This is a genomic window from Bacillus sp. AFS018417, from assembly GCF_002560985.1.
In the GTDB taxonomy this organism is placed as follows: Bacteria; Bacillota; Bacilli; order Bacillales; family Bacillaceae_G; genus Bacillus_A; species Bacillus_A rhizoplanae.
On sequence record NZ_NTTM01000012.1, the window covers coordinates 148,794 to 174,025 of the forward strand.

General features: G+C 35.2%; 23 protein-coding genes and 1 pseudogene. 21 read left to right on the top strand and 3 right to left on the bottom strand.

Annotated elements, in window-relative coordinates; translation table 11 throughout:
- Positions 1-14 precede the first annotated feature (14 nt).
- From CN326_RS06575 to CN326_RS06620, 10 genes are all read left to right on the top strand, one after another.
- Positions 15-668, top strand: coding sequence for a TetR/AcrR family transcriptional regulator (locus tag CN326_RS06575; protein ID WP_098307431.1), 654 nt, complete (start codon positions 15-17; stop codon positions 666-668).
- Between the two features lie 4 nt (positions 669-672).
- Positions 673-1,641, top strand: coding sequence for a YbgA family protein (locus CN326_RS06580; RefSeq protein WP_098307432.1), 969 nt, complete (start codon positions 673-675; stop codon positions 1,639-1,641).
- A gap of 213 nt (positions 1,642-1,854) precedes the next feature.
- On the top strand, positions 1,855-3,000 hold the full coding sequence (locus CN326_RS06585) for an acyl-CoA dehydrogenase (protein WP_098307434.1): 1,146 nt from the start codon (positions 1,855-1,857) through the stop codon (positions 2,998-3,000).
- Between the two features lie 14 nt (positions 3,001-3,014).
- Positions 3,015-4,352 carry an acetyl-CoA carboxylase biotin carboxylase subunit gene (locus CN326_RS06590; protein WP_098307436.1) on the top strand — a complete coding sequence of 446 codons (1,338 nt, stop codon included), beginning with the start codon at positions 3,015-3,017 and terminating at the stop codon, positions 4,350-4,352.
- Positions 4,353-4,379: 27 nt separating this feature from the next.
- Entirely contained in the window at positions 4,380-4,595 is a 216-nt protein-coding gene (locus CN326_RS06595; RefSeq protein WP_098307438.1) for an acetyl-CoA carboxylase biotin carboxyl carrier protein subunit, read from the top strand.
- A gap of 21 nt (positions 4,596-4,616) precedes the next feature.
- Positions 4,617-5,528, top strand: coding sequence for a hydroxymethylglutaryl-CoA lyase (locus CN326_RS06600; RefSeq protein WP_098307440.1), 912 nt, complete (start codon positions 4,617-4,619; stop codon positions 5,526-5,528).
- Positions 5,529-5,532: 4 nt separating this feature from the next.
- Positions 5,533-6,321, top strand: coding sequence for an enoyl-CoA hydratase (locus CN326_RS06605; protein WP_098307442.1), 789 nt, complete (start codon positions 5,533-5,535; stop codon positions 6,319-6,321).
- 2 nt (positions 6,322-6,323) lie between these two features.
- Positions 6,324-7,865 carry an acyl-CoA carboxylase subunit beta gene (locus CN326_RS06610; protein WP_098307444.1) on the top strand — a complete coding sequence of 514 codons (1,542 nt, stop codon included), beginning with the start codon at positions 6,324-6,326 and terminating at the stop codon, positions 7,863-7,865.
- Between the two features lie 144 nt (positions 7,866-8,009).
- Positions 8,010-9,953 (top strand): AMP-binding protein, encoded by a 1,944-nt coding sequence (locus tag CN326_RS06615; RefSeq protein ID WP_098307446.1) that lies wholly within the window; start codon positions 8,010-8,012, stop codon positions 9,951-9,953.
- A gap of 314 nt (positions 9,954-10,267) precedes the next feature.
- The gene (locus CN326_RS06620; RefSeq protein WP_098307448.1) at positions 10,268-10,447 is read left to right on the top strand and encodes a small acid-soluble spore protein H; all 180 of its coding nucleotides are present in this window, start codon (positions 10,268-10,270) and stop codon (positions 10,445-10,447) included.
- Positions 10,448-10,823: 376 nt separating this feature from the next.
- Here the strand turns inward: CN326_RS06620 and CN326_RS06625 are convergent, their stop codons facing one another.
- Genes CN326_RS06625 through CN326_RS06635 form a run of 3 tightly spaced genes read right to left on the bottom strand, consistent with a single transcriptional unit; the run spans position 10,824 to position 13,514 of the window.
- Positions 10,824-11,825, bottom strand: a complete 1,002-nt coding sequence (locus CN326_RS06625) for a sensor histidine kinase (protein ID WP_098307450.1) — start codon at positions 11,823-11,825, stop codon at positions 10,824-10,826.
- Positions 11,822-12,493: a two-component system response regulator YbdJ gene (ybdJ, locus tag CN326_RS06630; RefSeq protein ID WP_098307452.1), complete on the bottom strand. Its 672-nt coding sequence runs from the start codon at positions 12,491-12,493 to the stop codon at positions 11,822-11,824. Before ybdJ ends, CN326_RS06625 begins: the two co-directional genes overlap by 4 nt.
- A gap of 34 nt (positions 12,494-12,527) precedes the next feature.
- On the bottom strand, positions 12,528-13,514 hold the full coding sequence (locus CN326_RS06635) for an alpha/beta fold hydrolase (RefSeq protein ID WP_098307454.1): 987 nt from the start codon (positions 13,512-13,514) through the stop codon (positions 12,528-12,530).
- A 325-nt stretch (positions 13,515-13,839) separates the two neighbouring features.
- Here CN326_RS06635 and CN326_RS24990 point away from each other — a divergent pair.
- The 11 genes and pseudogenes from CN326_RS24990 to CN326_RS06685 all read left to right on the top strand — a co-directional run.
- Positions 13,840-14,010 (top strand): annotated as a pseudogene (locus CN326_RS24990) (IS3-like element ISBce13 family transposase); the annotation flags it as partial.
- Between the two features lie 70 nt (positions 14,011-14,080).
- A complete protein-coding gene (locus CN326_RS06640; RefSeq protein WP_098307456.1) occupies positions 14,081-14,809 on the top strand; it encodes a histidine phosphatase family protein in 729 nt (242 codons plus the stop codon).
- 216 nt (positions 14,810-15,025) lie between these two features.
- The gene (locus CN326_RS06645; RefSeq protein ID WP_098307458.1) at positions 15,026-16,519 is read left to right on the top strand and encodes a M1 family metallopeptidase; all 1,494 of its coding nucleotides are present in this window, start codon (positions 15,026-15,028) and stop codon (positions 16,517-16,519) included.
- 408 nt (positions 16,520-16,927) lie between these two features.
- Positions 16,928-17,761 carry a histidine racemase CntK family protein gene (locus CN326_RS06650; RefSeq protein ID WP_098307493.1) on the top strand — a complete coding sequence of 278 codons (834 nt, stop codon included), beginning with the start codon at positions 16,928-16,930 and terminating at the stop codon, positions 17,759-17,761.
- 27 nt (positions 17,762-17,788) lie between these two features.
- Positions 17,789-18,589 carry a methyltransferase domain-containing protein gene (locus CN326_RS06655; protein ID WP_098307495.1) on the top strand — a complete coding sequence of 267 codons (801 nt, stop codon included), beginning with the start codon at positions 17,789-17,791 and terminating at the stop codon, positions 18,587-18,589.
- Positions 18,590-18,619: 30 nt separating this feature from the next.
- Positions 18,620-19,936: an opine metallophore biosynthesis dehydrogenase gene (locus CN326_RS06660; RefSeq protein ID WP_098307497.1), complete on the top strand. Its 1,317-nt coding sequence runs from the start codon at positions 18,620-18,622 to the stop codon at positions 19,934-19,936.
- A 155-nt stretch (positions 19,937-20,091) separates the two neighbouring features.
- Positions 20,092-21,717, top strand: a complete 1,626-nt coding sequence (gene cntA / locus CN326_RS06665; protein ID WP_098307499.1) for a staphylopine-dependent metal ABC transporter substrate-binding lipoprotein — start codon at positions 20,092-20,094, stop codon at positions 21,715-21,717.
- A gap of 90 nt (positions 21,718-21,807) precedes the next feature.
- Positions 21,808-22,740 carry a nickel/cobalt ABC transporter permease gene (gene opp1B, locus CN326_RS06670; protein ID WP_098307501.1) on the top strand — a complete coding sequence of 311 codons (933 nt, stop codon included), beginning with the start codon at positions 21,808-21,810 and terminating at the stop codon, positions 22,738-22,740.
- Complete coding sequence (gene cntC, locus CN326_RS06675) at positions 22,741-23,643, top strand: staphylopine uptake ABC transporter permease subunit CntC (protein WP_098307503.1); 903 nt, start codon at positions 22,741-22,743, stop codon at positions 23,641-23,643. It abuts the gene before it with no gap.
- Positions 23,640-24,461: a staphylopine uptake ABC transporter ATP-binding protein CntD gene (gene cntD, locus CN326_RS06680; protein ID WP_098307505.1), complete on the top strand. Its 822-nt coding sequence runs from the start codon at positions 23,640-23,642 to the stop codon at positions 24,459-24,461. Before cntC ends, cntD begins: the two co-directional genes overlap by 4 nt.
- Positions 24,448-25,194 (top strand): ABC transporter ATP-binding protein, encoded by a 747-nt coding sequence (locus CN326_RS06685; RefSeq protein WP_098307507.1) that lies wholly within the window; start codon positions 24,448-24,450, stop codon positions 25,192-25,194. The genes cntD and CN326_RS06685 overlap by 14 nt, the downstream gene beginning before the upstream one ends.
- Positions 25,195-25,232: the final 38 nt, after the last annotated feature.

Consider the following 25,232-nt stretch of genomic DNA (forward strand, 5'->3'; position numbering starts at 1 on the left):
AAAAGGAGTTTATCATGAAAGAGGATTGGTTAGAAGAATTAATTGCTGCCACAGGGACGGATAAGCGCAATGAACGGCAAATGCGCATTTTAGAAGCAGCAGTGGACATGTTTAGTGAAAAAGGGTATTCGGCAACGTCAACGAGTGAAATTGCTAAGCGTGCGGGTGTAGCGGAAGGAACGATCTTTCGCTATTATAAAACGAAAAAAGATTTGTTGTTTGCCGTTGTGATGCCAACTTTAACGAAATTTGCCGCACCGTTTTTTGTGCAAACTTTTGCAAAAGAAATATTTGAAAATACGTATGATTCATATGAAAATTTTTTACGTGCTGTCATTCGCAATCGCTTTGAATTTACAAGAAAACACTTTCCGATGCTGAAAATTTTAATTCAGGAAGTACCATTTCATCCTGAATTAAAAGATGAAATTCAACAATTACTAGCAAAAGAAATTTACTCTCGCTTTGAAAAAATCGTTGATCATTTTCAGAAGCAGGGACAAATTATTGAACTTCCCAAGCCGGCAGTATTACGGTTTACATTATCACCTGTTATTGGTTTAATTTTAACCCGTTTTTTATTACTACCAGAAGAAAAATGGGATGATGATGCTGAGATCGAGTCTACAGTTCAATTCATTTTATACGGGCTAACACCTCGGAGGTAATAATATGAGGCAATTTGTAAAACCAACAGTTGTCGTAAGTAAATGTTTAGAATTTGAAGCATGCCGTTATAATGGTGACAAGATTTCTGATGCAACAGTGCGTAATTTACAGCCGTTTGTAGAATTCATTCCAATTTGTCCAGAAGTGGAGATTGGACTTAGCATTCCAAGAGAAACGATTCGTATTGTTGAACAAGATGGGATACAAAAATTAGTGCAGCCATCAACAGGAGATGATTTAACGGAGAAAATGCAGCAGTTTTCAGATGTATTTTTATCTTCTCTACCGGATATAGATGGTTTTATTTTGAAAAATAGGTCTCCAAGTTGCGGAACTCGTGATGTGAAAATATATGCTGGGGTAGGAAAAGCACCAACAAAAGGAAAGGGTGCGGGTTTATTTGGTAGTGCAGTATTAGCTACCTTTTCACATTTAGCAATTGAGGAAGAAGGAAGATTGTCGAATTTTATCATACGTGAACATTTCTTTACGCAGTTATTTACGATTGCTCATTTTAAAACGTTAAAGAAAAAGAAAAACATGAAGGCTTTAGTTGAATTTCAATCTGATTATAAATACTTATTTATGGCGTACAATCAGACGAAGCAAAAAGAATTAGGGCGTATCATTGCTAATCAGGAAAAATGTCCGATTGATGAAGTATTTGCAAGCTATGAAAAAACATTGTATGAGTTGTTAAAACGTACACCGCGGTATACATCAAATATAAACGTATGTCAGCATATTTTTGGCTATTTTAAAAATAAATTGAAGAAAGAAGAGAAAGATCATTTTCTTTCTTTACTTAGTAAGTATGCAGAAAAGAAAATACCATTAAGCAGTATTCTCACTATTTTAAAATCGTGGGCACTTCGGTTTGAGGAAACATATTTACTGAGACAAACATATTTTGAACCGTATCCAGAAGTTTTAGTGGAAATCACAGATTCTGGAAAAGGAAGAGATTATTAAACAAAAAACTACATAATTCGACCTTTTAATTCCTATGTTGTTGTAGAACAATGTAGGAATTTTTTCGTGCATTAGTACAGATTCTGTTTTACAATTGAATTATGACAGAATTATAGCAATTATCTCACTACTGTTCGTTCTTTTTTCGAGGCAAGATTTGTACTATATACGCGCACGCTGTCGAAATAACGAATTCGATAAGGGGTGTGACAAATGGAATTTACTCTTACTAGAGAAAAACAAATGATCAAAGAAATGGTGCGCGACTTTGCTGAAAAGGAAATCGCTCCAAAAGCGGTGTATTACGACAAAACGGCAGAATTCCCATATGAAACGTTTCAAAAGATGGGCGAACTTGGTTTGTTAGGAATCCCATTCCCTGAAGAATACGGTGGTTCTGGCGGCGATACGTTATCGTATGCATTAGCAGTTGAAGAAATTGGCCGCGCTTGTGGTGGTACAGGATTAAGTTATGCTGCAACAATCTCACTGGGCGCTTCTCCTATCTATTATTTTGGTACAGAAGAACAAAAACAAAAATATTTAGTTCCAATGGCATCTGGTAAGACACTTGGTGCATTTGGATTAACAGAGCCAAATGCTGGATCTGATGCTGGTGGAACACAAACGAAAGCGGTATTAGATGGCGATGAGTATGTAATTAGCGGCGAGAAGTGCTGGATTACAAATGCTGAGTATGCGAATACGATTATTGTAACCGCTATCAATGGTGTTGAGGAAAGTGGTAAGAAGCGAATTTCTGCTTTTATCGTACCGACAAATAGCGAAGGATTAACAATTTCTAGTCCGTACGACAAAATGGGTGTTCGTGCTTCGAATACATGTGAGATTGTTTTAGATGGCGTTCGTGTACCAAAGGAAAATATCCTTGGGGATGTAAATAAAGGATTTAAACAATTTTTATATACGTTAGATGGTGGCCGCATTTCCATTGCTTCATTAGCAGTAGGGATTGCTCAATCTGCATTTGAGCGTGCATTGCAATACGCAAAGGAGCGTAAACAATTTGGTCGTTCTCTATCAAACTTCCAAGCAATTCAATTTAAATTGGCAGATATGGCAACAGAAATTGAATTAGCACGCAATATGGTACATAAAGCTGCTTGGTTAAAAGACAATGATAAGCCATTTGGGAAAGAAGCTGCGATGGCAAAACTTTTTGCCTCTGAAACAGCAAGCCGTGTATCAAATCAAGCGGTTCAAATTCATGGTGGTTACGGATATATGCGTGAGTATGAAGTAGAGCGTCATATTCGTGATGCAAAGTTATTAGAAATTGGTGAAGGTACTTCTGAAATTCAGCGTCTCGTTATTTCAAGACATTTAGGATGTCGTTAATAGGAGGGTTCACTATGTTTCGAAAAATATTAATTGCGAACCGCGGTGAAATTGCTGTTCGTATTATAAAGACGTGTCAAAAACTTGGGATTCGTACAGTTGCGATTTATTCAGAAGCTGATGAGTTTGCACTTCATGTGAAAATGGCAAATGAAGCATATCTTGTTGGTGGTCCACGCGTACAAGAAAGTTATTTAAATCTTGAAAAGATTATTGAAATTGCAAAAGAAACAAATGTAGAAGCAATTCATCCAGGTTATGGATTGTTGTCAGAAAATCCAACATTTGCAGCGCGCTGCGAAGAAGAAGGAATTGTCTTCATTGGTCCTTCTAAAGATGTTATTGCGAAGATGGGAAGCAAAATTGAGTCCCGAAAAGCAATGCTAGAAGCTGAAGTTCCAATTGTACCTGGTATTTCAACTAGCATTCCAACAGTAGAAGAAGCGAAAGAAATTGCAAGTCAAATTGGTTATCCACTTATGTTAAAAGCATCTGCTGGCGGCGGAGGCATTGGTATGCAAGTGATTGAAACTGAACAAGCGCTCACTCAAGCGTTTGAAAGTAATCAAACTCGTGCAAAAAATTTCTTCGGAAACGGAGAAATGTATATGGAACGATTGATTACAAATGCGCATCATATTGAGATTCAAGTGCTTGCTGATAAACAAGGGAATACAGTGTATTTGTGGGAACGTGAATGCTCTGTGCAGCGCCGCAATCAAAAAGTAATTGAAGAAGCGCCATCACCATTTTTAGATGAAGAAACACGCAAGGCGATGGGAGAAGTTGCAGTAAAAGCTGCGAAAGCACTTGGTTATGCGAATGCAGGGACAATTGAATTTCTCGTTGATGATGAGAAAAACTTCTATTTCTTAGAAATGAATACGAGATTACAAGTAGAGCATCCAGTAACAGAAGAAATTACAGGTCTTGATTTAGTAGAGCAACAACTGCGCATCGCATCAGGCGAAACACTTTCGTTTACGCAGGACGAAGTAAAACGCAGTGGTCATGCCATTGAAGCTCGTATTTATGCGGAAGATCCAAAAACATTTTTCCCATCACCAGGGAAGATCAAGTCTCTTTCTCTTCCAACATCAGTTCGCGTCGATCATTTCTTAGAAGATGGTGTAACAATTACACCGTTTTATGATCCAATGATTGCAAAAATCATTGCACATGGAGAAACGCGTGCAGATGCAATTCAAAAATTGCAAGTGGCATTAGAAGAATTGCAAGTGGAAGGTATTAAAACCAATACGCCGATGCTTCTGCAAGTGTTAGAAGATGAAGTATTCCAAAGTGGTATTTACACAACAAGCTTTGTCACGAAACAGCTTGTGAAAAAATAAAGGTTACGAAATTTAAAGGAGGAAATAATGATGACAAAAGTGTATGCATCGATGGCAGGAAATGTTTGGAAAATTGTGGTAGGTGTAGGAGATACAGTAGAGGAAGATCAAGACGTCGTCATTTTAGAATCTATGAAAATGGAAATTCCGATCGCTGTAGAAGAATCTGGCACAGTTATGAAGATTCTTGTGCAAGAGGGCGATTTTGTTAATGAGGGAGATGTATTAGTAGAAATTGAATAATTAGAAACGGGGTGTAATCGATTGAAACTACCTTCTTTTGCTTCTATTAAAGAAGTTGGACCGCGTGATGGTTTGCAAAATGAAAAGAAAATTGTTGGCTCAAAAGATAAAGTGAAATGGATTCATATGTTAGCAGACGCAGGTCTTTCTTATATTGAAGTTTCATCTTTCGTTCACCCTAAATGGATTCCTGCTTTAGCAGATGCACAAGATGTGTTTACAATGCTTGAGCGGAAACCACATGTTACATATGCAGCTCTCGTTCCAAATCAAAATGGTTTGGAACGGGCGCTTTTGCAAGATGTAGATGAGGTGAACGTCTTTTTATCTGCTAGTGAAACGCATAATAAGAAAAATATTAATAAATCAATTGATGAAGCACTTTCTGTTATTGAGGATATAACGAAACAATCGCTATTTGCTGGGAAAACGGTACGTGGTTACGTATCTACTGTGTTTGGTTGTCCGTATGAGGGCGAAATAAGCGTTCAAGCCGTTGATGAACTTTGTGACAAATTGTTTTCGTACGGTATTTATGAAGTATCGCTTGGAGATACGATTGGGGTAGCAAATCCAGCACAAGTAGAACGTGTGCTAGAGCATTTACTCAAAAAATATGATTCTTCTAAATTTGCGATGCACTTTCATAACACGTACGGCATGGCACTTGCCAATGTTGTAAAGTCATTAGAATGCGGTGTTACAACATTTGATAGTTCGTGCGGTGGTCTTGGCGGATGCCCGTATGCACCAGGTGCGTCTGGAAACGTCGCAACAAATGATTTAGTTCATATGCTTCATAAAATGGGCGTGCAGACAAATGTAAATGAAGAAAAGTTATTACAGGCAACGAAATTTATTCAAAGCAAGCTCGATATGCAGATTCCAAGCCATGTATACCGTGCCTTGCAACATAAAACAGTGAGTAGGTGATCCCATGTTACAGCTGCAAAATATTTCAGTTGAATTCGTAACTCCTCATATTGTGAAAGTGATGTTAAATCGTGAACGACAAGCAAATGCTTTATCACTTGCTCTTTTAGAAGAATTACAAGAGACACTTAGTCGTATTAACGAAAAAAATGATGTCCGTGTCGTAATGATTACGGGTGCAGGTGCAAAAGCATTTTGTGCAGGTGCAGATTTAAAAGAACGCGCGAATATGAACGAAGAACAAGTGCGCCATGCAGTTGGGATGATTCGCTCTACAATGGATATGGTAGAACAATTATCACAACCTGTTATTGCAGTTCTAAATGGAATTGCGCTTGGTGGCGGTACAGAATTAAGTCTTGCTTGTGATATTCGCATTGCTTCTGACACAGCAAGTCTTGGTTTAACAGAAACATCGCTTGCGATTATTCCAGGAGCCGGTGGTACGCAGCGTCTTCCGCGTTTAATTGGAATTGGACGTGCAAAAGAATTAATTTATACAGCAAGACGTATTTCAGCTGAAGAAGCAAAGGAATATGGACTTGTAGAATATGTTGTTCCTGCTGATGAACTAGAAGAAAAAGCAATTGAAATTGCAAAGCAAATTGCAGAGAATGGCCCAATTGCTGTTCGCCTTGCGAAAGAAGCGATTACAAATGGTATGCAAGTAGATTTAAAGACTGGTTTACAAATGGAAAAGCAAGCGTATGAAGGAGTGATTCATACGCAAGATCGCTTAGAAGGATTACAAGCATTTCGTGAAAAACGGAAGCCGATTTATAAGGGGGAATGAACATGCTAGATCAAAAACAACAATCTCGTACATTAGAAGAACGCATAGAAACGATAAAGCAAGGCGGCGCACCGAAATATCATGAGCAAAACACAGCAAAAGGGAAACTGTTTGTTCGTAATCGTTTGGCGCTTTTGTTTGATAACGGTGAGTATGTAGAAGATGCGTTATTTGCAAACTGCGAACAAGAAGGCTTACCTGCTGATGGAGTTGTTACCGCAACTGGTAAAGTAAATGGGCGTACTGTTTGTGTAATGGCAAACGATTCTACCGTAAAAGCAGGATCATGGGGATCTCGTACAGTAGAAAAGATTTTACGTATTCAAGAAACAGCTGAAAAATTACGTGTACCGCTCTTTTATCTTGTTGACTCCGCTGGCGCACGTATTACTGATCAAGTTGAAATGTTCCCAGGAAGACGCGGTGCAGGGCGCATTTTCTATAACCAAGTAAAACTATCCGGAAAAATACCACAAATTTGTTTACTATTTGGTCCATCGGCTGCTGGCGGTGCATATATTCCTGCTTTCTGTGACGTTGTTATGATGGTTGAAGGAAATGCATCCATGTATCTTGGTTCACCTCGTATGGCTGAGATGGTAATCGGTGAAAAAGTAACATTAGAAGAAATGGGCGGAGCACGTATGCATTGCTCTGTATCTGGTTGCGGAGATGTACTGTGCAAAACAGAAGAAGATGCAATTTCAAAAGCACGTCAATATATTTCTTACTTTCCAAGTAACTACTTAGAAAAAGCTCCAATGACAGAACCTCAAGAACCGAAAGAATTTGAAAAAACATTAGAACAAATTATCCCGGAAAATCAAAATGCACCTTTTAATATGCTTGATTTAATTAAACGTATTATTGATGAAGACTCTTTCTTCGAAGTGAAAAAATTATTTGCACAAGAACTTATCACTGGACTTGCACGTATTAACGGTATGCCAGTTGGAATTATTGCGAACCAGCCTCGTATGAAAGGCGGCGTATTATTCCACGATTCCGCTGATAAAGCAGCAAAATTTATTACATTATGCGATGCGTACCACATTCCACTTTTATTCTTAGCTGATGTACCAGGCTTTATGATTGGTACAAAAGTAGAGCGTGCTGGTATTATCCGTCACGGTGCAAAAATGATTTCTGCTATGAGTGAAGCAACTGTACCGAAAATTTCTATCGTTGTACGAAAAGCATACGGTGCTGGTTTATATGCGATGGCAGGTCCTGCATTTGAACCTGATTGCTGCCTTGCACTTCCGACAGCTTCAATTGCAGTAATGGGTCCAGAAGCAGCGGTAAACGCAGTGTATGCAAATAAAATTGCAGCACTTCCAGAAGAAGAGCGTCCAAGCTTTATCGCTCAAAAACGTGAAGAGTACAAGCAAGATATTGATATTTATCGCCTTGCATCAGAAATGGTGATTGATGGTATTGTTCATCCGAATCAATTGCGCGCAGAATTGAAGCAACGTTTTGAAATGTATATGAGTAAATATCAAGTATTTACGGATCGAAAACATCCAGTTTACCCAGTATAAAGTGAAACTTCCATCAGTGGAAGCCTTTGCTGGTAAGTAGAATGAATCAAGTTCGTAATAGGCAATGCTTTGTTTGTCTATGCGAGCGAGAGAAATAGCCCTTTTGAAGGGCTTTCTTTTCCAAAAAATAAGGGGGGAAAAATAGTGAAGCAAGCAGTTTGGTTTCCAACAGAAGAATATAAAGCAAAAACACGCTTATATCAATGGATGCAATCACTGGGCTATGATGATTATGAAACATTTTATAATAAGTCTATTGAAGATACGGCATGGTTTTGGGGAGAAGCAGAGCGAGCTGTAGGCTACCAATGGATGCGTCCGTATACAGAAGTGTTAGATTTGGCAAACGGTATTCCGTTTGCACAGTGGTATGTGGATGGAACGTGTAATATCGTAGAATCTGCACTGTCTCGCTGGATTGCAGAAGATGATACGAAAGCACAAAAGGCTCTCATTTGGGAAGGGGAAAATGGAACATCAAAGTCGTTTACATATGAAGAGTTAGATCATTGGGTGAGCTGCGTTGCAAATGGTCTTAAGCATTTAGGGATTGAAAAAGGAGATCGTGTAACAATTTACATGCCGATGATACCAGAGACAGTAGTTGCAATGTTGGCTGTAATGAAAATTGGTGCAATCATTTCTCCTATTTTCTCAGGATTTGCTTCAGATGCAGTTATGACGCGTGTGCAAGCAGCAGGATCCAAAATGATTATTACGGCAGATGGATTTGCACGCCGTGGTAAAACAGTTTCTTTAAAAGATGAAGTGGATAAAGCATGTGAGCATTGCCCAAGTGTTGAAAAAGTAGTAATTGTCCGTCATGCTGGGAACGAATTTACACAGCATGATTATGATATTTCATGGAGCGTTCTTGAAAAAGATAAGCCATTTACGCATGCAGAAGAGATGAAAAGCGACGACCCGCTTATGCTTATTTATACATCTGGTACAACAGGTAAACCGAAAGGAACTGTGCATACACATGCAGGATTCCCGCTAAAAGCAGCATTTGATGCTAGTTTTGGTATGAACGTAAAACAAGGTGACCGTATGCTATGGATTACTGATATGGGCTGGATGATGGGACCGTTTCTACTATTTGGTTCTCTTATTAACGGAGCAACAATGGTTATGTATGAAGGTGTGCCAGATTATCCAGAACCAGATCGTCTATGGGAAATGGTTGATCGTTATAAAGTAACGCATCTTGGTATTTCACCAACATTAATTCGCTCATTAATGGCAAAAGGTGACGCATGGGTGAACAAACATTCACTGCAAAGTTTAGAAGCAATCGGTTCAACAGGTGAACCATGGAATCCAGACCCTTGGATGTGGCTCTTTGAAACAGTTTGCAAGGGAAAAGTACCAATTTGCAACTATTCTGGTGGTACTGAAATTTCTGGTGGCATTTTTGGAAACGTCCTTATTAAACCGATTGCACCAATTAGTTTTAATGCCTCACTACCAGGAATGGCCGCTGTTGTGTTGGATGAAAAAGGTTCACCAGTTCAAAACGAGGTAGGGGAATTATGTTTAGAAAAGCCTTGGGTTGGTATGACGAAAAGTTTCTGGGAAGAAGATGATCGTTATATAAGCACATACTGGTCTCGTTTTGAAAACAAATGGGTGCATGGTGACTGGGTATTATATGATGGAGAACAATACATCATTACAGGTCGTTCTGACGATACGTTAAATATTGCTGGAAAACGTATCGGACCTGCGGAGTATGAATCTATTCTCGTAAAACACCATGATGTCGTAGAAGCCGGTGCAATTGGAGTTCCTGATGAAGTGAAAGGTGAAGTGTGTCATTGTTTTGTTGTGTTACGCGAGGGCACTTCGTTTACACCAGAATTGAAAAAAGAATTAATGAGTCTAGTAAACTCTCATATCGGGAAAGCATTGTGTCCGAAAGATATTCATGTGGTCGAAGATTTACCGAAAACACGTAACTCTAAAGTGATGCGCCGCGTTATTAAAGCAGCGTATTTAGGAAAAGAACTTGGAGATTTATCTTCACTTGTGAATCCTGAGGTTGTGACGTATATTCAAGGACTACAGTCTCAGAAACAAATGTAATTTTAAAAAGCAAACTCTTTGATGCAGAGAGTTTGCTTTTTAGTTTGTGTTTATGAACACTAATATAAATCGAAGTAGGAGCAAGAAATAATGTACTGTACAAAAAACAGAAAAGTTGATTGTATATAGAATATCAAAGAAAAAAATTCTTTCGTGCGTTACATATACTTCTATTTTGTAACAGTCTTTCTCGTTAGTTGAACAACTATATTTTTAAAATTAGCTCCTTGTTTACTTAATTATGAAATAACAAGAATATTTGAGGGGATTGAAGTCAATATTATAGTTGTTAAAAGAAAAAGGAGGTTATGATCATGAACAAACAACGTGCACAAGAAATTGCTGCTTCACCAGTTATGGCTAATGTAACCTATAACGGAGAGCAAATCTACATTCAAAATGTAGATGAAAATAATGAAACAGCTAGAATTTATCCTCTCAACCAACCAAATAATGAACAAGAGGTTCCTGTATCTAGCTTAACTGAGCATTAATTGCTTATATGTTTTCTTGATAAAAACAGCTGTCAAAAAAATCTCGATAGCTGTAGTTTTAGAATAAAGTCTGATCGTTAATAAAAAAGAGCGAAATCCTGTATTGATAATGCAGGATTTCGCTCTTTTTATTGTTACAAGGTATTAATTAGAGGTGTAGAACCTACTGTGTATATGTTTTAAAGAAGAGTAGACTTAGTAAATCAACTAAATTGAATTATCAAGCAGATTTAATTTTGGTTTTTAAAAAAAGTTTGATCACAATAGATTTTTAAAATTGATCTAATCCAACCATTTCCTCATTCATTTCAATTGGGGGATATTCAAACTCAGACTATATTGTGTCACAAAATAGTAATGAAAAGTGTGCTTTATATTATATATTTTTTTCGATTTTTGTAAAAGAAAATATAGTCCCATTTTTATTTGATTGTAAAGTATATTTTATATCGAGCATTCTAGATATATCCTTAATTATTTTTAATCCTAGTCCTGCACTTTTACTATTAATATCGAAACCAATTCCATTATCCTTAATAGAAACAACACTATTTTCAATGGTTACCTCAAGTTTTTTAGCTTTTGAATGTTTTAACGTATTTTGGAAAATATTATCAAACAACCTTTGAATCCATAAATCATTACTAGTCCATATCAAATCTTTATTTAGTGGATTATATATTAATTCAATATCATGAATACTATACAAATAATCCCACTTTTTAACCATGGTTTCTAATAAATCATGTATATTCACTTCATCATTTAAAATATAAGAACTCTCTAACGTATCAGTGGATTGTAAATTAAATTCATTGGTTAATTCAGCAATATATTGTATTTGTTGATATAAAGATTCTAGTATGGGTGCTTGATCATTATATTGACCTTCTAAGTAAAATAATTGTAATCTCACAGCTGTTAAAGGTGTATTAATATCATGTCTTAATTTATTTAAAAGTTCTTTTTTCATTTCCTCTTGCTGCTTAAGTTCTAATTCTCGATATGTAGTTCTTTCAATTAATAAATTTACTGATCTAATTAGTTCTCCTATTTCATCATCGCTTTTAACGTCTAATTTATTTGGGATCTTTTTATCACTAGCTAAATTTCGAATAGTTTTATTCAATATATTTATTTTATTTAATAGTGAGTTAATCGATTTCGAAAATAAAAAGGCTAATAACAAAAGTGATAAAAAAAATACGACTAGCATTGTAGGATGTGCAAAAGATTCATGAAAAGGAATGCCATTATTTTTTACTTTAAAGGCCATATCATAAATTACGGACATAAGGATACTAATCAATAGTAATAAAAACGGTACGCTTATAACAGCGGAAAATAACAATAACTGGTATTTGTTCTTCAATTTCATTTCTTCATATAGGTATTCAATCTATACCCTTCTCCATATATATTTTGAATAATCTCACCCATTTTATCATTAATTTTTGTTCTAATTTTTTTTATGTGTACATTCATGATATTTGGATTTCTGTCTTCAAGTTGCCATAAATAGTCAAAGAAATGTTCTTTCGTTAAAATTCTATCCCTATTTTCGTATAAATAGAAGAATATTTTACGCTCAATCGCAGTAAAAACAACTTCATTATGTAAGCTATTATCGAAAACCTTTTTATGTTCTGCATCAATATATAAATGTTTGATTTGTGTAAAAGTACCATATTGATTATCTAGCATTTTCTGCATTCTTAGTAACAGCTCTCTAGGATCAAATGGCTTTATCATATAATCCTCCCCGATCGTCAAACCTTGGAGTTTGCTATCCATATCATTTCGAGCGGATAGAAAAATAACTGGAATATTTAATCCGAGATTTTTTATTTTCTTAGTAATTTGATAGCCATCTTCACCTGGCAACATAATATCCATTATGACTAAATCTATCTCACGGATTATGTCAATAATATCTTTTCCTTCTTTCCTCCAGCATACATTGTACCCTTCGCGTTGCAAAATTTTTTGCAATAAATCACCAATCATCAAATCATCTTCAACAATTAAAATGTTATATCCTTTCATCACTTAGGCCTTTCATTTTTAAAATAAAAATCTCTTAATTTTTCTCTACTTTTTTATTGATAAAATCCATAGCAAGATTATATATCTCATCGGGAGCGTATAAATAAATACTGTGCGTACCTTTAAGTGTTATTACATTTGCTATCAATAGCTGGTCTGCAAACTCCTTATAATCTTTATTATTTTGTTTTGTATATTTTGAATTTTTATATTGATCAGCAACCGCATCTAAAAATAAAATAGGTGTTTCTTTTGGTATCGGTAGGTTAATTGATTTTTTACCGTTATTGTAACTCTGTAACAGCTCTTGCTCCATATCATCATTAAAAGCTTGTTTATATGATAGTGCTTTATAAATTTCTTTTTCATGTTCAGTTAAAAAAGATTGCTGAATCACTTTGGGGTTATAAGTAGCGGAAGGAACGAGTCGCTGAAAACCAATTTTCGTTAAAATATTCATTCCTTTTATTTTTAATGAATCAACTAGGCTCATTTTATAAGTTACGTACTGTTGAGGTAAACCAATATCTAAAGCAATAATTGCCTTTACTTCACCTGGGTATTTTTGCGCCCAGTAAATAGCTTCTAAACCTGATAAGGAGTGTGGAACTAATATATACGGAGGTTTATTTCCACTTTTAATTAGCGCTTCTCTAGTTTGTTCTAATATTGTATCAATATCTCTATCGTCGTGAAAAACATCACTGTACCCATAACCTGCTCTTTCTATTACAGCAATCTTGTTTTCTTTTGAAAACTTGCTGTATAGTCCTTTCAATTCATAAACAGGGGCAGCAATTCCAGAGCCGGACATAAATACATATGTATCCTCGCCACTTCCTTCATTATATACATTAATTTTTTTATTATTAAAATTAATTAATGTTCCTTCATTTTTAATTAATGCAGCTTCTTTGCTTAATTGATAGTTATGATAAATAAAAACAGATACTGATACGAGTAAGATAACGGCAATTAATATAACAAATATATGCTTTAATACTTTAAATAATTTTCTCATAGGATTCTCCTTTCAAGTTATATTGAAAGGATACGATATAAAAATAAATTTCTAATTAATTTTATAGAAATTAAATTTTTCTTTGTGTTTTTAAATACAAGCTACTTTTCAACTTCAGATAATCTCCTTCTTTTGGACATAAACGTCTTCCATTGGTAATCATAACCAAAGGGGAGGGAACAACGCAACTTTTTTACCAATGTCGTGACTTTATTCAAAACACCCTGACTTAAGTTCAAAGCCACAGCTATGATTAGATGTATGGAGTTAGTATAGTCATATGAGTATAGTAGTTTAGTCCTTACAACGGATTTTAAGGATGAAGTGTCCGTGTGATAGCGCTTGTATCGAGTAATTTTATGATATTTTTAATATATCGTACACAATAGAAAGTCTAGCACTATTTCAATATACCGAGGGATGATATAATTGTAAGAGAATACATAGTAGAGTTAGTTATAAAACTCCTCAAGCAATAGAGGATTTGGCAGCTTAGGTTTACCTTTTTGTGTCCATTAAATTCAGTAATTAAAACAGATAGATAATATTCTAAAGGGGAGAAATTAATGAGTGATATGGAAAAATATAGTGATGAATTAGATAGAAATAAAGATAATATAGTTACGTTATATATTACTAGACACGGTAAAACAATGTTAAATGCTAGTGAGCGTGTGCAAGGTTGGGCAGATTCTCCACTAGTAGAAAAAGGTGTTGAAGTAGCTAAAGATTTAGGAAATGGATTAAAAGGTATTCATTTTGATGATGCTTACAGTAGTGATAGTGGCCGCGCAATTGAAACTGCTAACTTAGTATTAAAATATAGCGGGCAATCAAAGTTAAAACTTGAACAAAGGAAAGATTTACGGGAATTGAATTTCGGGATTTTTGAAGGCGAGAAGAATGAAATTATGTGGAAAGTTATTGGAGATGCTGCTGGAGTTACATTAGTAGATGAACTAATGGAGTTATCTATTGAGAAAATTGTTAATTTCATTGCAGCAGCAGACCATACGAAGCAAGCTGAAGATTGGAAAACCTTTTCAACTCGTATAAAAAAAGAAATTGATAAAATTAGTGAAGAGACTGCCAAAAATGGTGGAGGTAACGTTTTAGTTATATCTCATGGAATTGCGATCATGGTATTAGTAGACATGCTTGATAGTAGTAAAACAAAACTTGGATTAGAAAATGCAAGTGTAACTAAAATTCTCTATAAGGATGGAGAATATAAAGTCGAATCTGTTGGTGATATGAGTTATGCTGAAAAAGGCAAAGAAAGTGTAAGAGTATAAAAGGATGTCGAAAGTAATAGAATGAGAAAAAAGGCGGATTTCTTACGAGAGTAAGAGACCGCCTTTTTTTCTTGGAATCTTAAACACTTTAAAAATGTGAAAAAGTGCTAAAAATTCCCCTGATAACTTTCTTAAGTGATTTTAAATAAAAATTGAAGGGATTTTTACCATTTATATCGAATTTATGTGGTGAAAAATGGAAGTGGAGGGATTTTTATGAAAAGTTTTGTAAAACAGACTGCAAAATGGGTAACAGCTTCGACATTTGTAGGTGGAATATTATTTTCTCCTGGACTTACTATAAGTGCTGCAGAAACGGATTCCCCTGTAAAAGGAGCATACAATCCGGCAGTTACATCTCCTGTTCAGCTGAAGACACCATTTCAGTCGCAATTCATGAACAAGCACGGACAAGATATATTTGGTCCAGCCAATCCAGACTATAAAATGAACGTTAACTATGATTCTACCAATCATACTATTCAAGGGGAAATGACTGTCACTTTTAAGAACAATACTCGTACGCAGCTAAACGAACTTTATTTTAACTTGTGGGGAAACGCAGAAACATTTAAAGAAAATGGCGGAAGTATGTCTGTTTCTAATGTAAAAGTAAATGGGAAAACAGCAAAATATACTGTTGATAGTACTGCAATGCATATTTCATCTGTTCAAATTCCCGATAATCAAAAATCTACTGTATCGATGGATTTTGTAGTTCATGTACCGGAACAACAAGATCGTTTTGGTTGGAATAAAAACACTGTTTCGCTTGGAAACTGGTTTCCCATTCTGGCAGTTTACGATAAAGAGGGCTGGAATGTAGATGCTTATTTTCCATATGGAGAATCTTTTTATTCTTTAACTGGAGATTTTGATGTAACACTTACGACTGATAAAGCCCAGGTCATTGCAACGACAGGAACGGAAGTGGGGCAACCAGGTATTTCAGGAAATTTAGCAACGCATCATTATAAAGCTAAACAAGTTCGCGATTTTGCAATAGAAATGGATACGACTTACAAAGTAAAACAAACAAAAGTAAATAATGTAAATATTAATGTGTATTATACAGATGAACAGGCAAAATACGCTGATTCTATGGTTGAGGCAGGGGTTGAGAGCATCAAGTTGTACAGTGACCGCTTTGGAGAGTATCCATGGCCAGAACTAGATATCGTTGGCATGGAAGGCTGGTTTGGCGGAATGGAATATCCGCAATTAACGATGATTAGTATCGCTGGTAATCCTTCTCAAGAATGGGTCAAATATGTTACTGCGCATGAAATTGGGCATCAATGGTTTTACGGCATTATTGGAAATAACGAGAACGATGAACCGTGGCTTGATGAATCATTTGCTAGTTTTGCAGCAGCGCTCTACAGCAAAGAACTTGATCAACTAAAAGCGGAACCTGTCGGAGACTATCATCTTTCATATCCTGTTTCAACATTTGCTGAACGTGCTGCAGAAGGTGGGATTGGAGCATATTATGGTATGATTTATGGTTACGGTTCAAGAACAGTTAATGATCTACGTCTTGAACTTGGCGATGAAGTCTTTTACAAAGCGATGAAAGATTACTTTAACGAAAAGAAATTTGGTGTGAGTACGACAAAAGATTTTATTCAAATAATGGAGAAATCAACCGGAAGAGATTTGACAAATTTCTTTGCGTCTCATAGGGTATTTGTTTCCGACCAAGAATAAACAGAAAAACCTGCCACGAATCGAATGCGGCAGGTTTTTCTGTTTAACGATAAAGTGAAACCAGTCTATATATTTTATTGATATTTTTACACTCTCATCAAAGAAGATTTTTTCTGATTTCGTCATCAGATATCTACTCTCTTCTATTATTTATGAATTCTGAAGGTGAAAAAATGCTCAGATACAAAGAAAATAATTAACAAGCTGTATAATCAACTGCTCCAGTAGAGAAAGAAATACAACCATGGCAATATACGACATTAGTTTCCACTAGTATAAAAAACAGAATAATATTGACAATATCTAACATCAACATGCTATAATTCATTTAGGAATAAATAAATCGTAATCATTACGATTTATTTAATGTGAAGAAAAATAAAAATATAAGTGTAAAGGGTAGTTATGATGAAACAGGAAATAGATTTTATAAAATTTAATCCAACACAAAATATGACAATTCTTGTTAAAACTAATTTTCCAGTTGAGGAGTATAAGAACATTGCTTCAAAAATTATGTCATATGACAGCGTGCATGCTGAACAAGTAGGTTTTATAGAAAAACCGATAAATAATAAAGCTGCTGCACATCTACAGATGGCTGGAGGTGAGTTTTGTGGTAATGCTTGTATGGCATTGGCAGCTTTTATTGCATCTGAAAAAGAACTAAAGAAAAATGAAATGACGGAAATTTTATTAGAAGTTTCAGGTACAGATCAATTAATAATGTGTCAAGTGAAAAGGATTTTAGATGAATATTACTGCCAAGTAACTATGCCTACTCCTAAAAAGATAGAACAGAGAACAGTAAAGTATGATGGCAGCGATTTAAATATAATCATAGTGAGATATCAAGAGTTCATACATATTGTGATAGAAGTGGAGGAATTTAGTAAGTCAATAAGGGGAAAAGCACAATCATTAGCAAAGTTGCTTGGAGTAACTTTAGGCGCTAACTTGATCGGCATTTTATTGTATAAAACAAAATCTGATGAATTGGCTCCCCTCATTTATGTCCCCCATCTAGATAGTATGATTTGGGAAAGGGGGTGTGGTTCAGGTACAGCCTCCTTAGGAGCCTATCTAGCATGGAAGAATAAAGGGGAGATTGTTGCGAAGATAAGGCAGCCCGGTGGCACTATTAATGTAGTTGCTAGCTATTATAACGAAGAGTTAGAAAGTCTTAAAATTGAAGGGTTTGTTGAAATAGTAGCACAAGGCAAAGCTTTTATAGATGTTTAACTATTACATAGTATTGGAGAGGAATAAATGAATGTGTTAAAAACAAACACTTTTCAAGAATATTTAAGTGAATTTTTAGAAAAATTTGAAGAGTTAGAAGTAAAATATGATCATACCATCAATCATTGTTCGGAGTTAGAGGTATTAATAGATGACTATTCAAAATTCATAATAAACGAGAGGAATAAAGATGCTTGGGAACAACTAGAACTACAAGAATCTAGTGATTTTAATCAACTAGTCGAGGATTTAAGAAAGAAATCAGCACTTTGTGTGGCTATTATGGAGAAATATCGTGCATTGAAGTTGCTCAACAGAAATACTGAGAGGACCGATTATTTTAGAAATATAGAATCATGTATTGAAAAGGAATTTGGCCAGTTTCAAATTACTTCCGAGTCAAAAGTATTAATAATAGGATCAGGTTCATTTCCGATGACACCATTATTAATTGCTAAGCGAACGGGAGCAGGGGTTCTTGGCATAGATATTGATGATGAGGCAATTAAATTTGGACGAAACGTTGTAGAGAAATTAGGTAGAGATTTAAATATTCGATTAGAAAAAATAGCAGTGGAAAATCTTGAATATGCTAACGAATTAACCCATATCATTTTTAGTTCAACTGTAGAAAATAAATATGACATACTGGATCAATTATATCCATTGACAAATGAAAATGTAGTTGTGGCTATGAGATATGGCAATCAACTGAAATCCTTATTTAATTATCCTATGAGAGAGGTGAATGTGGAAAAGTGGAGGATGGTTGAAAATATATTACGCCAAGATCATGTGTTTGATATTGCATTGTATAAAAAAGCATAGCTTACTTGTTAGTGAGAAAGGAAGGGTTTTATGAGCGATTTTAAGCGAGTCTTAATTTTAGGTACCGGTCCTACATCAATCCAACTTGCCGTAAATATAAAAAAGCATTTAAATTGCTACGTGGGGGTTGCTGGCAGAGATTCTGTTCGTTCAGAGACGTTTTTTGAGGCACTTAAGCAAAGGGATCATCTAATACGTGTAAGCGTTCAAAATGAAAAGCATCGAAGTATGGAAGGTGAATGCTTCGTTGATCAAGTTTTTAATGGGTATGAAACAATTAAGGGTGAATGGGATACTATCATATTTTCTGTAACAACGGATGCCTATATTGAAGTAATAAAACAGATCAGTGATAAGCTTTTAAAACGAGTAAAATGTATTGTTTTAATTTCTCCGACTTTCGGTTCAAACAGCTTAATAAGTAATTATATGAATAAACTTAATGTAAATGCGGAAATTATTAGCTTTTCTACATATCATGGTGATACACGATGGCTGCACGATAGGCCGTCTAATCATGTTTTAACAACAGCAGTCAAGAAAAAAATTTATATAGGATCGACGCACTTTCCATCTAAAAATGTTGACAAACTATGTAAGGTATATGAACAACTAGGAATTGCTCTAGAGATTATGGAGACGCCTTTTGAGGCAGAGACGAGGAATATTTCTTTATATGTTCACCCACCGTTATTTATGAATGATTTTTCATTAAGTGCAATATTTGGAGATATAGAAACGAAAAAATATGTTTATAAAATTTATCCTGAGGGGCCCATTACGCAATATTTAATTTGTGATATGTTGTCCCAATGGAAAGAAATTATGAATATTTTAGAAAAAATAAATATAAAAAGTTTAAATTTACTTCAATTTATGACAGATGATAATTACCCGGTGAGATTAGAAAGTGTATCGCGTCAAGATATAGAAAATTTCAATCATTTAGAGACTATTCATCAAGAATATTTATTGTATATACGTTATAGCTCTTTGTTGATCGACCCTTTTTCAGAACCAGATGAGGATGGAAGATATTTTGATTTTTCTGCTGTTCCAATTAGAAAAATGTTTGTCAACAGAGAAGGGTATTTTGATATCCCAAGGATGCCTAAGGAAGACTATTATCGTATCAAAATCATACAGGGAATTGCAAAATATTTAGAGTTGAATTGTCCAACAATAGATAAATTTATTAAAACATATGAGAGTAAAATTGAAGAAGTTGCTCAATCTCGTAGAGGCGAATTGTTGTCTCGTGCATTTGTCATTCAAAGTTTTGAAGAAGATTTGAATATGATATGCGGTGAAATAGGGAAAATTATAGCAGCAAAGACGTTGGAATAGTACTTGTAATAAAACAATAGAAGTAATATACCGTTTAAATCGTAATCGTTACGATTTATAGGAGGGGTTGTTTAATATATGGTTGGAGTGTAGATTAGATCCAACAAAAAAGAGTTGTATTAATATTAAGAAAGACTTAAAGGGAGAGGAATACCATGTTTAGTAAAAGATTTAAATTAGCGGCACTAGTTTTTTTTGTTTTATCTATTCTGGTTGCTTGCTCTGCAAATTCGGCAAACTCTGATAATCAGAAAAAGGAAGATACTGATAACAAACAGAAAGCAGAAATAGTCTATGCATCAGCCAAAGACATTAATGATATGAATCCTCATCTTTACACAGGTTCAATGCCAGCTCAAGGGATGGTATATGAATCATTAGTTGAGAATACTGAAGATGGAATCAAGCCATTACTTGCTGAGTCCTGGGAGGTTTCAGAAGATGAAAAAGTATACACGTTTCATTTAAAAAAAGATGTGAAATTCCATGATGGGGAACCATTTAACGCAGAGGCAGTGAAGAAAAATATTGATGCGGTACAAAAAAATGCAGAAAAGCATTCCTGGATTAAACTATCAACAAAAATAGTGAGTTGTAATGTAGTAGATAAGTATACAGTTGAATTAGTACTGTCAGAAGCCTATTATCCAGCTTTGGTTGAATTATCTATGACAAGACCTTATGTATTCATATCACCCAAAGATTTTATGAATGGAGAAACAAAAAATGGTGTCAATGGTTATAACGGTACAGGACCATATATTCTGACTGAGCATAAAACCGATGAGTACGCAACGTTTAGAGCAAATGAAGACTACTGGGGTGGCTCACCTAAGATCAAGAAAATTACGTCTAAAGTTCTTCCAGCAGGGGAAACGACCTTTTTAGCCTTACAAAAAGGAGAAGTAAACTTTGTTTTCACAGATGATCGAGGTGCAGACAGTCTTGATGTCGAAGCAATGAATCAATTAGTTGATTCAGGTGATTACCAACTTGTTAGAAGTGAACCAATGAATACGAAAATGATCGTAGCTAATAGTAGTAAATCGGATAATCCTGTTAGTGAAACAGCTGTTCGTGAAGCCATTTGGTACTCGATTGATCGGGAAACAATTACAGAGGATATTTTAAATGGCACTGAAACAGTAGCCCATACACTATTTTCACCGAACGTCAATTATGCCGATGTCGATTTGAAGAAACGAGGATACGATTTAGAAAAAGCGAAAGGGATTTTAGAAGAAGCAGGCTGGACATTAGAGGGTGGTGCTAAGGTTAGAACGAAAGACGGTAACAAATTAGCCATGAAACTTTATTATGATAGTAATTCTTCCTCGCAAAAAAACCAGGCCGAATTTATCCAAGCTTCATTAAAAGAGATCGGTATTCAGCTAGAAATTATCGGTGAAGAGTCAACTTCAATCGCTAATAGAAGATCTACGGGTGACTATGATTTATTATTCAATCAAACTTGGGGACTAGCGTATGATCCACAAAGTACAATTGCTGCTTTTGCTTCTGAGGCTTCTTATCTACATACGACAAGTGGCATTGCGAAAGCAGATGAACTGTATAAGAAAATTGAACAAGTTATGGTGTCCACTGATGAGGAAACTCGAAAATCGTTGTATGCTGATATTTTGAAAATTGTACATGATGAAGCAGTCTTTATTCCAATTTCAAATGGCAGTGTCAATGTAGTTGCTCCAAAAAATTTAAAAGACATATCCTTTAAGCAAACACAATTTGAGTTGCCATTTGAGCGAATGTACTTTGAATAGAAATATAAATAAAAAGGGGATTTTCCCCTTTTTATTTATAAGAAAGTACAAGCGTTTATGTATTGATATTCAATTGAAAGGAGGTTTTTTATGGGAAGATACATCATTACGAGAATATTCATATCCATCCCACTACTTTTGATCATATCGTTTTTAACGTTTGTCTTAATTAATCTTTCTCCTTTAGATCCAGCCGAAGTGGTATTACAAGCGCAGGGTGTTCCAGAAATAACAGATGAATTAATTACTCAAACGAAAGAAGAGTTGGGGATGGATCAACCATTTATCATACGATACTTTGATTGGCTCATTGCTTCTTTACAGTTGGACTTTGGAGATTCATACGTTACAGGAAAACCTGTTTGGTCATTAATAGGTCCAGCTTTTCTAAATACGTTCAAGTTAACGTTCGTTTCATCTGTTGTCATTATTGTTATGTCCATACTATTAGGTGTTATTTGCGCATTGAAGGAAGGAAAGATAATGGATAAATCGGTAAGAGGGATTTCATTTTTCCTAACAGCAATGCCGTCCTACTGGCTGGCGTCCATTATGATTTGGTATGTCTCTGTTAAATTCGATTTATTGCCAACTAGCGGAATGGATTCATATAAAAGTTATATTCTACCCGTTATTGTCATCACGATAAGTTATGCAGGCATTTATTTTAGGAATGTTAGAGCTTCGATGATAAGCAATTTAAATGAAGACTATGTACTATATGGAAGGGCATGCGGCTTATCAGAAAAGAAAATCACCGTGCACATTTTAAGAAATTCATTGCAAGTAGCCATTTCCATATTTGGTATGGCTATTCCCATCATATTAGGAAGTACAGTTGTTATAGAAAACGTTTTTGCATGGCCGGGTTTAGGGAGTCTGAGTGTTAAAGCAATTCTAAGCAGAGATTTCCCAATTATTCAGGCATACGTTCTTATATTAGCAGCAGCCTTTGTATTGTTTAATACGGTTTCCGACATTATAAATGCGGTGATGAATCCTAAGATAAGGAATGATCTCTAAATGAGAATATTGAAAAATTTAATTAAAGATAAGTTAGTTATTATATCTTTAATTGTCATTGTTGTAACCATTATTGTTGGACTATTTGCTCCATTTTTTGCGCCACATGACCCTAATGAAGTAAATATGAGCCTTCGATATGCATCGCCATCGTGGGAACACCTATTAGGTAATGATCACCTAGGGAGATGTATTTTGTCCAGAATAATATATGGAATTCGTCCCAGCGTTTTATGGGTTTTAGTTGCATTGTTCATATCTGTTTTGATTGGGGCTGTTTTAGGTTTTCTAGCAGGATATTTTAGAGGAAAAGTAGATGCTTTTCTTATGAGGATTTGTGACATTATGCTTTCTTTCCCAGGGTACGTTATGACATTGGCGATTGTTGGTATTTTGGGCGTGGGTCTTGAGAATATTTTGATTGCGTTTATTTTGGTGAAATGGGCATGGTTCGCTCGAGTAATCAGAACGTCTGTTATGCAGTATTCTGAATTAGACTATGTAAAGTTTTCCAAAGCGTCTGGAATTAGTAATCTACAAATAATCTATAAGCACCTAGTTCCTGTTACATTTTCGGATATCGCGGTTATTTCAAGCAGCTCTATGGGCGCGATGATTTTGCAAATTTCAGGGGTTTCATTCCTTGGTTTAGGAATTCAAGCTCCAAACGCTGAATGGGGGATGATGTTAAATGAAGCGAGGGAAGTTATGTTTACGAGACCAGAGTTAATGTTAGCACCTGGTTTAGCCATTGTTATTGTTGTATCGGCGTTTAATTTTTTATCTGATGCACTTCAAGTTGCTATAGATCCTAAATTAATTACCTCTAAAAATAAGCTCGAGGGAAAATTAGAAATCTCTAAGATCAAGCTTCAAGAACAAGAGGTGACAAATAAGTTATGAATATATTAGAAGTTAAAAATTTGAACATATGGGATATCAAAACCGGTAATGAGATTATCTACAATAGTTCATTCAACCTAAAGCAAGGAAGCTGTCTGGCGATTATAGGAGAAAGCGGAAGTGGGAAGTCTGTGACTTGCAGGTCAATTATGAGTTTGAATAAATCCTGGCTTCGCCAATCAGGAGACATTCTATTTAAAGGAGAAAATTTAAACCATCTATCTGAAAAAGAGATGAGAAAGAAAAGGGGAAGAAACCTTTGTATGATTCTACAAAATGGTATGAGTGCATTTGATCCTTCGTGTGTGATTGGTGTTCATTTAAAGGAAACACTTGCTCATCATTTTGACTGGAATCATAACGAAATAGAGAGAAAAATGAAAAATGCTATGGAAAGTGTCATACTGAAAAATCCGATAGAGATTATGAATAAGTATCCACACCAGATATCGGGTGGGATGTTGCAGCGAATTATGATTGCATTGGCATTAGTATTAGAGCCCGATATTATTATCGCCGATGAACCGACAACAGCGTTAGATACAATCTCACAATTTGAGGTTGTTGAACAATTTATTAAATTAAGAGAAAGAATGGGCTGCTCAATGATCTTTGTTTCTCACGATTTAGGTGTTGTAAAAAAAATTGCTGATAATGTTTTGGTCATGAAGGATGGAAAGATTATCGAAAGAGGAAATATCCAAACCATTTTTTCAGAAACACAACATGAATATACAAAATACTTAGTATCCACTAAAGAAGAGCTGAGTAATCACTTTAAAAAAATAATGGGGAGGAGTTATCTTGCTGAAAGTTGATTCTGTTGAGAAGTTCTATAAAAAAGGTGGATTGTTTTCTAAAGAACGACAGCAAGTTTTGAAGAATGTTAGTTTTGAATGCAGGAATGGCGAATGTCTTGGAATTATCGGAGAAAGTGGAAGTGGAAAATCCACATTGGGGCGTTTGATACTAGGAATTGAAAAGCCTGATCATGGAATTGTTTTATTTGAGGGAAAGAATGTAGTGGATCGTAGAGTGAGGTTAGGTGCCATTAGCGCTGTTTTCCAGGACTATAAATCTTCCATTAATCCATTTTTTACTGTTGAAGAAGCTATTATGGAGCCATTAAAAGTTCAAAAAAAGACTCGGATAGAAAATCAAAATAAGATTGATATTCTATTAAATCAAGTTGGTTTAGATCCATCCTATAGAAAAAAGTATCCTCATGAGTTATCAGGAGGAGAGGTTCAGAGGGTGTGTATTGCAAGAGCTATATCCACAGAGCCTAAATGTATTTTATTAGATGAAGCAATCAGTTCTCTAGATGTATCTGTTCAAATACAAGTGCTAAATTTATTAAAAGAATTAAAAGAAGTCTACAATGTAAGTTATGTTTTTATAACGCATAACATTCAAGCTGCGGCCTATATTTGCGACAGAGTCATTATTTTTAGAAATGGTCAAATCGAAGCAATGGTCAAGATTGAAAATTTAAAAGACGTTCAGTCAGAATATGCAAGAAAATTATTAAAGATGTTAATAACGGTTTAATACTATTTAAAATGAATACATAAAGTCACATAATTTGT